An 11,549-nucleotide genomic window follows, 5' to 3' on the forward strand; every position below is an offset into this window, starting at 1 on the left:
AAGTTCTTAAAATGTTAGACTGACGATGCTTCATTTAGCTAGCAGGCAAGTTATTGACATTAGAACGGGGCTGTCCCACAAGTCATAAAAATGGCTAGGGACAGCCCCGTTTTCTAAATTGTAAAACAAAAAAACCGTTCCTTGGTAAAATGGAGGTAACACCCAGCCATTTGAAAAGAATGATGGAAAAGCATAAACGGGACGAAGCAGGATAGACCTTTGCTTCGTCCCGTATGTACATATCAGGTTAGTACTCTTCATCGATATGCATTTTTTAAGAGCTTGTGAGACATCTCATTTTCTAATTATTATAAAAGCCAATCATTAGATCTATCTGCGAATTCCTGGATAGAGCTCATAAACAATCCTGTATGATAACCATCACAAACCGAATGATGGACTTGTAAAGACAACGGTACATATATTGAATTGCCCTCACTAATGAATTTTCCTGCTGTAATAATGGGCAGAAGATAATTACTGTTATTATTGATATTTAAGTTAAACCCCGTAAATGAAGTCCATGGAAGAATAGAAATGGAAAAAGTATATTCAGGTATAGGTGTTTTCGGAAACAATTTCCCAGAATCTTTATATTTCTCTACATCGGAGAGGTAAAGATCATAAAACTCTTTGAAGTCATCCTTTCCAGTAGTCCAAATACCAGAGAATGTTTCAGATATACTATCAAAAATCGTATAAAGTGGGTCTAACTTATCCCAATAACCTAAATCTCCTTCGCTATTGTAACCAGTTCTAAAAGCTGTATTTGAGTTTATCACACTTGTTACTAAGAAAATTAATGCAGGATAAAATTTATATCCTATTTGTTTAATGTTTCGGTATAGAACACTAATATCAATTTCTGTGGTTATGCTAAAAGTCGTTTGTTGGTTCAAATAATGATTAAATATCTCTTTTCTATTCCAATTGTCTATATCAATTTTATTAAAGTTCATTTGATATGCCTCCTAATTTTTATCTAAAGTGAAATTAGGAGGCTGATTTGTCTGCTTTCTTCATTGGAATCAATCCTTTTTTAAGAGTCCCAATTATTGTATCATAAATATTTATTTGAAAAACAACACACTTCATCACAACACATGAATCTCTGATTTAATTCGAAATAATAGAGTACAAACCATTCTGTAACGAAATGCTCCCAGTCTGTTCAGTTTCAACTTTTACCTCAGTGGCAAAAACACCAGGCATACGCCCGTCTGGGAACCAGGGCAGCTCTTTGTCGATGACAATAAACATGCCTTCTGCGTCACCGATGGGGGCAAATTGCTTTCCGTCTCCGGCAAAGGGTTCAAGTTGATACTGTCCATTCATTGTACTTATTGTATCGGGTACATCATCGACGGGGAGGCCGATCTCGCTGATGCACAGCAGCTGCCCAGAATCGAAGGCTTCGTCGACTGCATTATCCAAGGAATGGTGCGCGATGAACTCCATCAAATTGCCGCTGGGGTCATAGAAATAGAAAGCTGTCGCATCCCAGTAGGGGAAATAGAACTCATCTTTATCGTCCTTGGAAAGCAAAGAGATGTTTCGATCTTGAACCCACTTCTTGGCTGCAGCGAGTTGGTTTGTTGGAATCGTAAATGCCACATGATAGAATGGCTTATCCTGACCAGGAGCTTGCTGAAATGAAAGAATCGAACCTCCTGTGCGGAACGATACAACCGTTGTATTCTCCTTCAGTAGCTCCAACTCCAATAACGTACCGTAAAACTGCTTCATTGCCTCCATTTGATCTGTGAGCAAGCCCACCTCTTTTATTTGCATTCAAGTCACTCTCCCTCTGAACTTATCCTTGATTAAAATAATCAATGGTTTTCTCAATAAATGCTTTGGCAGATTGGGTCAGGTAACGGTCGGACCGATGAATGATCTCAAAGTGACGGTAAGGAGCATCGTCCGTGATTCGGATGATGCGTAGTGTGGGTTCATTCATTGCTTTGATCAATGGATATGGCAACACGGTTCCGCCAACGTTAGCTTTGACCAGGCTAATGATGGAGGTTGCCGAACTTGTCTCCATGATTGTATTCAGGGTGAAGCCATATTTGCGGCAATAGCGATCAACGAGCTCTCTGCCTGTGAACCCTTCCGGGAACATTACGGTCTGAATATCCCGCAGTTCCTTGATTCCAATCTCCTTTCGTTCAGCCCAAGCATGGTTCTCGGAAACGACGAGTACATATTCTTCACTGCACAAAGGAATGCGGACAAGACGGTCATCAGGAGCAGAAGTAAGCTCGATTCCGATGTCTACTTCGTTATCCAGGACTTGATTTATTACATAAATCGAAGAGACCACCTTCAATTTTACTTTGGGAAATCGGCTATGAAACTCAACCAGCAATGGAGTGAGGCGGTAGTCCAAATCGGACGGAAGGACTCCGATCACCAGCTTGCCTCGCTGATCATTGCGGAATTCCGCTAACGCATCCTGGGTATTCTGCAAATGGCGAACCATTTGTATGCAGTGCTCCAGAAACAGAGTCCCAGCTTGGGTCATCACAATTTTTTTGCCCACCCGGTCGAATAAGGGAACACCCAATTCATCCTCAAGCGCTCGTATTTGTTGACTCAAGGTGGGTTGAGAAATGCCAATTTTATCTGCTGCACGTGTGAAATGGAGTTCTTCACAAACAACGATAAAGTTTTCCATTTGACGGATTTCCATGTTGAATTCACCTCTAATCATTGGTTTTTATAATCATTTTAATAGAAACTATTGTATTGTTCAATCATTCAATTGCTTCTATACTAATCATGCACCACAAAAAGATCTACAATCTGGATCAGGAGTGAATGCAACGATATTAACCATACATGAGGTGATCCAAAGTGAAACTGTTTTATATTGTCCTGGCGCTTATTCTGGCTTCATTGAATTTGCGACCACCCATTACATCCATTTCTCCTCTAATGAGTACCATACAAAGTGATTTGGGCATTAGCGGAATTACCGCAAGTCTGTTAACCACGCTTCCCGTATTATGTATGGGCATATTCGCTCCATTTTCCGTAAAGCTAAGCAGGAGGTGGGGGAATGAGGGCGCGATCGTTTTGGCTTTAATGCTCATTGGAGTAGGTACGGCACTTCGGTTGTTCGTGGGTGCAACGCCTCTGATGATGTTTACCTCATTTCTATCCGGAGTAGGGATTGCATTGGCCGGTCCGCTTTTGTCCAGCTTTATTAAGCAGCATTTCCCGACGCGAGTTGCTGCCATGGTCGGTATTTACTCTACTGCTATGGTCGTGGGGGCCAGCATAAGTGTTGGATTATCCGTTCCACTTCAAAATATCCTGGGGGGTTCGTGGAGGAGCTCGTTAGCAGTATGGGCATTGCTCGCAGCGATTGCTCTGCCGATCTGGATGAGATTAGCCTCGTCAGCGCGAAAGGATCGCCAATCCGGGCACATTTCTGCTGTGAACGTTGAACCTCTCCCTGTGAAAAAAATGCGAGCTTGGGTACTGACGTTGTTCTTCGGATTGATGGCAGCGATCTTCTATTCCTTAACCGCATGGCTTGCGCCTGCAATCCAGAGCCAGGGATATACGAAAGAGACTGCCGGAAGCATCCAAACGTTATTTACGTTGATATCACTACCGTCTACGTTATTCATTCCAATGCTCGTACACCGTTACCAAAGACGTGTATTCTGGCTTGTAGGATGTGCGGTAATGGAGTTGATGGGTGTCTTAATGCTGAACCTGTCCGTCAGTCCTTGGCTGGCCGCGATTCCACTCGGCATTGGTGCCGGGGGACTGTTCCCAATTGCATTGATGCTGCCTATTGATGAGACGAATAACGCTCAGGAAGCCAGCGCATGGTCAGCTATGACCCAATCTGGTGGTTACATTCTGGGCGCGCTTGGTCCACTGGCGATCGGCTGGCTGCATGATGCCACGGGCAGCTTTGTTCAAGCATTCTATGGTCTGGCAATAATCATTGTGCTGCAAATCATCGTTCAGTTGGCGATAGGCAATAAAAAAAGCTCTCCGGCGAGCTATGTCAAACCAGAATCTGATCTATAACAAACGGTTAATATGAGATGAAATGAGATGAGATAACAAACCCAGCGGGACTATATCAAGTGTACTAAATATATGCGCGATAACAGTGTTCGGAAGTTCTGACCGACACGTGGCCCAGTGTAAAATCATGAGTTCTACTTATATCATTTGTAGCCATTTTTAAACATGATCAAGTAAATCCAGATAGTGTTGTCTTAAAGACTCTTTTAATGTATCGGGTTCCATGATCTTGATGGAGTTGCCGAAGCTTGCGAGATAACGAATGATGAACTCAAGCTCATGCGCTTCATACGAACCGACTAAATAGGTGTGTCCAGTTCGTCCAGAATCAGCGCCAGATTCGTTAATAAGCTGCATGGATGGAAACTGTTCTTGCTGGAACAGCTCCACCCCGGTTTCATTGATCAGACATTTGAATGGGATGGCGTTCTCTGATGGTTTCCATAACGAATGGGCATCCTGTAGATTCAGTTCATTAATATGAGTTATAGGTTCGATGTCTGTCATCTGAGGTGATGTGATACGGTCACAGCGGAACACACGGTACGCCTGTTTATCCAGATCATACGCTTGGCAATACCAGTAGCCTTTCATGGCATAGAGGGCAATTGGCTGAATGGTGCGGATACTAGGCCTAGGGTTTGGTTTGTCGGGATTAGAGCTGTGATATGGGTTGCTGCTACTGCGAATGTTCTGATACGTAATTTGTATCACTATATTCTGAACAGCAGCCATCAATAGAAACTCCAAATGCTCACTATCCCGGATTTGCTCGGTGTGCCGGAAAGAGACACGATGTTGAATTCGCTCGATATCCTGTCTCTGGTTATCGGAGAGGGCGCTCAGAAACTTCTCGTAAAGAAACGAAAAGACACCTGAAAGGGCAGGTTGGTAAAGCTTCGCAAAGCCTGCATGGCAAAGTAGAGGGCATGAAGCTCACTCGTATTAAACGAAATAGGTGGCAGCTGCATTTGCTGAAGCAAACGATATCCGCCGTAACGTCCGTACTCAGCATAAATAGGTGCACCGATTTCCTCCAATGATTCGATGTCTCTTAACGCGGTTCTCTTGGATATCTGAAACTCCTGCATGAGATCTTGCAGGGTGAAGTGTTGTTTTTGATTGATAAAGCGCAGCATCTGATTCATACGTTCGGATTTTTTCATAAAAGAACCTCTCAATGGTGCCATAGATTGGCACCATTTATTGTTATAGTAAACAGTGTAATCCAATCAAACGAAGGAGGCAATACAGATGAATGTTGAAGTGATCCCGTTTCTGTCGATGAATGGAGACGCTGCGGCAGCCATTGCTTTTTATGAGAAGTATCTGGGTGCTAACGTGTTGTTTAAGAAAAATTATAAAGAGATGAAGGAAATGAATCCGGGGTTTGAATATCCTGAAGGCCAGGATGAATATATTACACATTCGGTTCTCCAGATCGGGGTAAACAAAGTGATGATTGCTGAGGAGGAAATGGATAGGGAGCGGCCTTGGCAGCTGGGAAACAGCACTTCACTATGCATTCAATCGAAAGACAAAAGTACGATGACTGAGCTGTATAACTCTCTTGTACAACATGAAGAGGTTACGGTGCTGGTGCCTTATGAGCAAAACGAGTTTAGTCCGGGGTACGGGATTATCCGTGATCCGTTCGGAATCGTGATTCAGCTTTGTGTGACGGTGCATGATTTTTAATTAGGAAAAAAATGAATCCGCAATGAGCCTGAAGGATGTATATCCTTCGGGCTCATTCTGAATTCTTTAGAAGTTGTCGTTTTCTCTACACTTCCTGCAAACGTGCAGCGTCCAGCTTGGCCAGACGTTTCATCACTTTTTTAAGCATCACAGAAGCTTTGACACGGAGGGGAAGATCGGGGGAGATTTCGATGCTGTACGCTCCGGCGATAATCTGCTCTTTGAGCTCTGCAACCGATGCGCATGGACGATCCAGCACGTTGAATACACTGCCGTATTGCAGGCATTGGTGGGTATCACTTCCGGCAGTGACCCGTTTGCCGAGGGACTGTGCGAATGGCTCAACCTGATTGCGACACGTCTCGATGCCGTATTGGTACATATCCTTGGCGTTCAGATCAAAGGCATCCAGACGTCCCAGCAAATCACGATCCAGCTCATACAGCGGGGTGGATTCACGGAAGGGATGCGCACCAATTTTGAGCAGGGGCCAGGCTTCGGCCAAATCCAGCAGTTCGGCAAAAGGAATGAATGAACCTTTGGCTGTATATGGCTCCAGGCCGCTGCGGACGGCAAGGATGTGTTCTTTTTGACCCATTAGCAAAATATGTCCTGTCTCTTGAATATCCACTTCCATGCCGGGAAAAATGCGCAGTCCGTCTGCATCGTAGTACTCTCCGTTATAAGGATAGAGACGATCCAGCGTCTCGTAGACATCGTAGAAGTTGCGGGTATTAAAATGCTCGGTAAGCGCGAGAGCTTCGAGCCCGCTGGCTTTGGCTTCCTTGACCATTTCGGTGAAGTAATCAACCGAGAAGTCAGAGTTTTTGGATAGTTTGCCGTGTGTATGAAGATCAATGCGCATAGAAGACACTCCTTTTATTTCATGAATGGTTAATGGTATGAATAATTACAGCATTTTATTTTGGATTACAGAATCTCATAACGTCCGCCGAGCCAGAATAGCAGTGCAACATAGATTGCCGATCCGGCGAGAAATCCGAGGTCACGTGAGGTGATTTTCAGATGAGCGAGCTTCAGGCGTTTGGACTCAGGATGCTTCATGCCGTACGAGAAACCACGCGTCTCCAGTGCTTCCACGGTAGTGCGGGAACGCTTGGCGGTAGCCAGCATGAGCGGGAAAAAGGACACAACGAACAGCTTCATATAATAAACAACAAGCCGCCAATAGAGCCATCCATGCCGGGAGGGAACCTGACCCCGTAGTCTATAGGACAGCATAATGTTGCGGAATTCTCCGAACAGCACCGGCAATATGCGGTAAGCATAGGAGAGGCTGAAGGAGAATGTCGCAGGCATGCCGAGTGCAAGTAAGCCATCGCCGATGCGTTCCGGGTCCATGCCCGAAAAGACGGTGATACTCGCCAGCGAGACGATCGACAGCTTCAAGGTGAGCAGCAGCAAAGGGAATGCAGATTCCAGATTGCCACCGAAGAACAGCGAGATGATGAACATCCACCCGACCTGACCGATCAACCCCAGGCAGAGAATGATGATGATAAAGGGAGCGGCTCTGGACAGTATGGTGGTGGTCACCATTAACAGAAACATGCCTAGCAGCACAGTCCCGTTATGAATAAACCAGGGAACGATGGCAAAAAAGAGATACCAGATCAGCATGGCACGCGGATCAATTCGCGACAGGCTGGCATGCCCGCTGCCATATACGGTGTTCATCAGCTCAAGCTGAATACGTTCAATGGATATTTTGTCAAACCAGTTGCGGACAAGCTGCATGATGCGCATCCTCCTTGGTGAGTGATTGATTCAACAGGCTTTCAACAAATGCGTCAGTTGTCGGTGAAAGTGTTGGCAGTCCCATCTGGTGCGAAAGCTCCATAATCTGTGTAAGCGCTAGTCCGGAGCGGCGCAGGAGGGATTCATCTGCAAACACGTAGGCAGGTGTACCGTCTGCTTCCACCTGGCCATTGTGAAGCACGATAACACGACTGGCCCATTGGGTAACCAGCTGCATGTCATGCGTGGCAATGATGGTTGTTCGCACATGCTGATCCAGCTCATCCAGCACACCGATCAGTTCTTCGCGGGTGGCGAGGTCCAGATTGGCGGTGGGTTCATCCAGCAGCATGAGTGAAGGCTTCATCGCTGCACCGATGGCCAGTGTGACCCGCCGTTGTTGTCCACCACTGAGAAGTCGGGCATCCCGCTCTTGCAGAGGAGTAAGCCGGAAACGCTCGAGTACATGTGCAATTTGCTGCTCAGCTTCCGGAATGCGCCGGTTTTTCAGGAAATACGCTACTTCTTTGCGGACACTGTCTTCGATAAACATTTCGGAAGAGTTCTGAAAAATATAAGCTACCTTGCCTGCCAGCTGCTCCAAAGAGGAACGGTGGGTAACTTCACCCAGAACGCTGACGCTACCTTCCTGTGGTAGGCTAATACCAGCCATCAGCTTCAATAATGAGGATTTGCCGGCACCATTGTTGCCAATTAAGGCAATCCGTTCTCCTTCATGGAGTGAAATATTAACACCGCGAATGACCTCATGTTCTTTTTTGCCCAGTCCTCTGTAACGCAATCGGGTCTGATGAAACTGTACAATAGGAATCAATGGTTCAGCAGCCGAGGCAGGCGTTGGGCGCTCCGAATTCACAATCCGATTGGAGGTGTCATGCGCCAAGGTTGAATAGGATGAATGTTCATTGTGCAAAGAACCGGATGGAATGGACGAGTAATGCTCGGCAAAATAAACCTTTGCTTCTTCCACAGTGACAGGGAAACGTTGGGCTGAACCTGAGAGGTCCGCCTCTTTTTTTGCTCCCTGCGATAACTCAGCAGCCTGAATAGCTGCACGTGTCACCTCAGGGGGCTGAATGCCAAGCCGCTCCAAATCGGCGATTCGATTCAAACCATCCTTAACCGGAAGATTCCACAAGACCCGGCCTTTGTCCATCAGGACCACATCCGCACAGAAGTCGGCGATAAATTCAGTATGATGCTCAATGACGATAATCGTCTTGCCATATTCGGTATTCAATCTGGAAAGGCACTCATATATGAGTCTTGCGTGCTGCGGGTCAAGCTGCGAGACAGGTTCATCCACGATCAGGATGTCCGGGTCGAGCGACAGAGCTCCAGCCAGAGCGAGCAGATGTTTCTGTCCACCGCTTAACTCCCAGATGTATCGATTATGAATGGCATCCAGACCACACATGGCAAGTGCGCGTTCGCCGAGCTCCCGATAATTGGGCAGTCCGTAATTGAGAGGTGCAAAGCAAGCCTCGTCCAGTACGGTAGGCCGCACCAGTTGGTTATCGAAGTCCTGATAGACGTAGCCGATCTTTCTGGACAGTTCTGCGACACTTCGGCCCTCGGCAGACACACCAAGCACATGGACATCACCGGAGAAGTCGCCTGTGTAGAATTGAGGGATTAGGCCGTTGAACAACTTGCACAAGGTGGATTTGCCGCACCCGTTGCCCCCGATAATAGCTGTGAAACTGCCTCGCCGTAGTTCTAGCGAAGCTCCGTTCAGGACAGGCTCTTCCGAGCCTGGATAGGTAAAAATGACATTTTGAATGGAAATGGCGGATTCCGGTGCAGTAATAAGGTCAGAGGTTGATTGGACATTATGCTTATGCATAGGGTCTGTTCTCCGTACCTGGGACACTTTTGTTCTTGTTGCGTCTCGCCCGCATGATTAGAAGGGTCACTATGGCGACCAGGGCCGCAGCACCGATGCTGATCCAGATCGAAGCAGAACCGTACTGATCTTCGTAATCCGTTTCCCACACTGCGAAATTGATGTCCATTTCGGACAGAGATTCCGCGCCAAAGGCCACTGCGAGCAGCAGCACACCGATGAGGATCAATTTTGGACGGAAAAAGCCGATGCCTTCATATTTCATACCTGGATTACGAGGCTTGATGCCGAGCAGCGGTTCAATTTTGCCGTAGAGCAGAGGAACCAGATACAGCGTCGGCAGAAGAGCGAACAGAATACCTGAGAACAGTACGTCATTCAGAAAGCCAACCCCTTCGATCAATACAACACTTTCCGCAAGTCCAGGAACGGCTTCCAGCTGCTCCACACCGATCCACACTTTACCGATATCCACCAGTGAACTGAGGAACTGATGAATGATGACTCCCGTCATGGCTGCGATTCCGACTTGTCTGCGATTACGTGGATCACTGACCATACGTCCTGCGACATACATGGCAAAGGAAAAGGTAATGAATTTCTCCAGCTCGCCCAAACCGCCGAATTGACCCAGCATCAGCTCACCGAAGATCACTTCGCCAAGAGCCGCGCCAAGGGCAGCAATCATAGGGTGAAACAAAATGCAGAGTGTCAGCGGAATGAAAGCAAAATATTCAACAGACAATTCAATGGGTCCAAGCTGGAGCTTGGGAATAAGCTCTGTGAACATGTTGGACAAGCCGTACAGTGACATGGAAAGCACAAACACCATCATTTTCTGTGAAGACGTCAGCGTATAACGCTCAGTCATCTTCTTCATCGTTACATACCCCCTGAAAGTTGGTGATCATCATAGCCACAGTCTAGGGGCAGAGTATTAACGGGAAAGAAGACATTTGTAAATCGAATGTAATTTTTATTACACAATCTAAATTTAATGAAAAAAATATTACATACATAAACGACTTCCTCTTCGTTCAACTGATATACTGAGTGCAGTACTATATAAATTGAACTAAACATTTACACGAGAACGTAGAGGACAGAAATAACCTGAAGAAGCGGAGCGTTCGCCTTTATCCCCGGATTTACCCCTTTATAAGGGATTCAAAAAAATCTGGGGATAACAGCGATCGGAAGGTTGTTCTGGCATCGAAGTGACAAGTGTAAATATCCTTTAATTCAATTTATATAGAAAAGGAGTGCATACGGAATGAATTTGTTTACTCATAAAGAACAGCTGTCACCAGGCCATCTGAAAATTGCTGATTTTGTTGAACGCAATCCAGAGGAAATCCTGTTCATGACAGAACAGGAGATTGCCGACAGGCTGGGAGTCAGTATTGCAACGGTATCCCGTTTCTGGCGTGCGGTAGGATATGATAATGCCAAAGCGTTCAAAATTCGACTTCGTACATCCGAAGACACCACACCTGCCCTCAAATTAAATAAAACAATCTCCCGCATGGATACCGACAGCCTTCCCGTTCAATTACTGGAAGCCTCGGTCAGCCATTTGCAGGAGACGTTGTCCCATATGAAGCAGGGGGATCTGGAGCACGCAGCAGCCATCCTTGCAGAAGCACGAAGAGTATATATCTATGCCCCTGGACCTTCCGCAGGTTTGTCGGAGTTATTGTCCTTTCGGCTGTCCAGATTCGGATTGACGGTTATCCACCTCGCTGGTGGGGGGCATGAATTGTTGGAATCATTGATGCACATGCAGCAGGAGGATGTTGTGCTGCTGATGTGTTTCACCAGACTGTTGCCTGAAGCAGAGGTTATTTTGGATTATTCCAGAGATACAGGCAGCAAAGCTGTACTTGTAACAGATCGGGAAGATCTGTTATACGGACTTGGTACGGAGTTATCTTTTTATGTCAGCAGAGGAGAACTTGGCGAATTTCATTCTATGGTTACTCCACTCCTGTTAATGGAGCAGTTGGTGCTGGCGGTGGGATTAATGCAGAAGGAGCAAGCACTGTCCAAGCTGGAGCGGTTAGCCGATCTGCGCAGTCGATATGCAGACAAATTGCCGCGAGGTTGAGGGCGGGCAGGTAGCGTGGCTTATGTAAAGTATGACTACAGATAACATCATATTTATGGCATGATA

11 protein-coding genes and 1 pseudogene are annotated in these 11,549 nt (G+C 46.2%); 3 read left to right on the top strand and 9 right to left on the bottom strand.

Annotated features, from left to right (window positions below):
- Nucleotides 1-307: 307 nt before the first annotated feature.
- The 3 genes and pseudogenes from catA to P5G61_RS23890 all read right to left on the bottom strand — a co-directional run.
- A pseudogene (gene catA, locus P5G61_RS23880) lies at nucleotides 308-959 on the bottom strand (type A chloramphenicol O-acetyltransferase); the annotation flags it as partial.
- Nucleotides 960-1,116: 157 nt separating this feature from the next.
- Nucleotides 1,117-1,791: a VOC family protein gene (locus tag P5G61_RS23885; RefSeq protein WP_301248706.1), complete on the bottom strand. Its 675-nt coding sequence runs from the start codon at nucleotides 1,789-1,791 to the stop codon at nucleotides 1,117-1,119.
- 22 nt (nucleotides 1,792-1,813) lie between these two features.
- Complete coding sequence (locus tag P5G61_RS23890; RefSeq protein WP_301248707.1) at nucleotides 1,814-2,695, bottom strand: LysR family transcriptional regulator; 882 nt, start codon at nucleotides 2,693-2,695, stop codon at nucleotides 1,814-1,816.
- Between the two features lie 164 nt (nucleotides 2,696-2,859).
- Here P5G61_RS23890 and P5G61_RS23895 point away from each other — a divergent pair, with 164 nt between their 5' ends.
- Nucleotides 2,860-4,053, top strand: a complete 1,194-nt coding sequence (locus P5G61_RS23895; RefSeq protein ID WP_301248708.1) for an MFS transporter — start codon at nucleotides 2,860-2,862, stop codon at nucleotides 4,051-4,053.
- Nucleotides 4,054-4,212: 159 nt separating this feature from the next.
- Here P5G61_RS23895 and P5G61_RS32090 read toward each other — a convergent pair whose 3' ends face one another.
- Nucleotides 4,213-4,788, bottom strand: coding sequence for a WYL domain-containing protein (locus P5G61_RS32090; protein WP_301248709.1), 576 nt, complete (start codon nucleotides 4,786-4,788; stop codon nucleotides 4,213-4,215).
- 107 nt (nucleotides 4,789-4,895) lie between these two features.
- Complete coding sequence (locus P5G61_RS32095; RefSeq protein ID WP_301248711.1) at nucleotides 4,896-5,219, bottom strand: helix-turn-helix transcriptional regulator; 324 nt, start codon at nucleotides 5,217-5,219, stop codon at nucleotides 4,896-4,898.
- Nucleotides 5,220-5,307: 88 nt separating this feature from the next.
- On the opposite strand from P5G61_RS32095, the gene P5G61_RS23910 reads away from it, so the two are divergent.
- A complete protein-coding gene (locus P5G61_RS23910; protein ID WP_301248713.1) occupies nucleotides 5,308-5,751 on the top strand; it encodes a VOC family protein in 444 nt (147 codons plus the stop codon).
- Nucleotides 5,752-5,836: 85 nt separating this feature from the next.
- Here P5G61_RS23910 and P5G61_RS23915 read toward each other — a convergent pair whose 3' ends face one another.
- From P5G61_RS23915 to P5G61_RS23930, 4 genes are all read right to left on the bottom strand, one after another.
- Complete coding sequence (locus P5G61_RS23915) at nucleotides 5,837-6,616, bottom strand: PHP domain-containing protein (protein WP_301248715.1); 780 nt, start codon at nucleotides 6,614-6,616, stop codon at nucleotides 5,837-5,839.
- Nucleotides 6,617-6,681: 65 nt separating this feature from the next.
- Entirely contained in the window at nucleotides 6,682-7,509 is an 828-nt protein-coding gene (locus P5G61_RS23920) for an energy-coupling factor transporter transmembrane component T family protein (RefSeq protein WP_301248717.1), read from the bottom strand.
- Nucleotides 7,484-9,376, bottom strand: a complete 1,893-nt coding sequence (locus P5G61_RS23925; RefSeq protein WP_301248719.1) for an ABC transporter ATP-binding protein — start codon at nucleotides 9,374-9,376, stop codon at nucleotides 7,484-7,486. Before P5G61_RS23925 ends, P5G61_RS23920 begins: the two co-directional genes overlap by 26 nt.
- The gene (locus P5G61_RS23930) at nucleotides 9,369-10,256 is read right to left on the bottom strand and encodes a DUF8171 family membrane protein (RefSeq protein ID WP_301248721.1); all 888 of its coding nucleotides are present in this window, start codon (nucleotides 10,254-10,256) and stop codon (nucleotides 9,369-9,371) included. Before P5G61_RS23930 ends, P5G61_RS23925 begins: the two co-directional genes overlap by 8 nt.
- Before the next feature lie 393 nt (nucleotides 10,257-10,649).
- On the opposite strand from P5G61_RS23930, the gene P5G61_RS23935 reads away from it, so the two are divergent.
- Nucleotides 10,650-11,483: a MurR/RpiR family transcriptional regulator gene (locus P5G61_RS23935; protein ID WP_301248723.1), complete on the top strand. Its 834-nt coding sequence runs from the start codon at nucleotides 10,650-10,652 to the stop codon at nucleotides 11,481-11,483.
- The last annotated feature ends 66 nt before the right edge of the window (nucleotides 11,484-11,549 follow it).

Origin of the sequence: Paenibacillus vandeheii (genome assembly GCF_030433635.1) — a bacterium.
In the GTDB taxonomy this organism is placed as follows: domain Bacteria; phylum Bacillota; class Bacilli; order Paenibacillales; family Paenibacillaceae; genus Paenibacillus; species Paenibacillus vandeheii.

Bases quoted from the DNA above. Each gene is read 5' to 3' on its own strand.
- P5G61_RS23885 (WP_301248706.1), bottom strand. From the start codon at position 1,791: ATGCAAATAAAAGAGGTGGGCTTGCTCACAGATCAAATGGAGGCAATG.
- P5G61_RS23890 (WP_301248707.1), bottom strand. From the start codon at position 2,695: ATGGAAATCCGTCAAATGGAAAACTTTATCGTTGTTTGTGAAGAACTC.
- P5G61_RS32090 (WP_301248709.1), bottom strand. From the start codon at position 4,788: ATGGCTGCTGTTCAGAATATAGTGATACAAATTACGTATCAGAACATT.
- P5G61_RS32095 (WP_301248711.1), bottom strand. From the start codon at position 5,219: ATGAAAAAATCCGAACGTATGAATCAGATGCTGCGCTTTATCAATCAA.
- P5G61_RS23910 (WP_301248713.1), top strand. From the start codon at position 5,308: ATGAATGTTGAAGTGATCCCGTTTCTGTCGATGAATGGAGACGCTGCG.
- P5G61_RS23915 (WP_301248715.1), bottom strand. From the start codon at position 6,616: ATGCGCATTGATCTTCATACACACGGCAAACTATCCAAAAACTCTGAC.
- P5G61_RS23920 (WP_301248717.1), bottom strand. From the start codon at position 7,509: ATGCAGCTTGTCCGCAACTGGTTTGACAAAATATCCATTGAACGTATT.
- P5G61_RS23925 (WP_301248719.1), bottom strand. From the start codon at position 9,376: ATGCATAAGCATAATGTCCAATCAACCTCTGACCTTATTACTGCACCG.
- P5G61_RS23930 (WP_301248721.1), bottom strand. From the start codon at position 10,256: ATGAAGAAGATGACTGAGCGTTATACGCTGACGTCTTCACAGAAAATG.
- P5G61_RS23935 (WP_301248723.1), top strand. From the start codon at position 10,650: ATGAATTTGTTTACTCATAAAGAACAGCTGTCACCAGGCCATCTGAAA.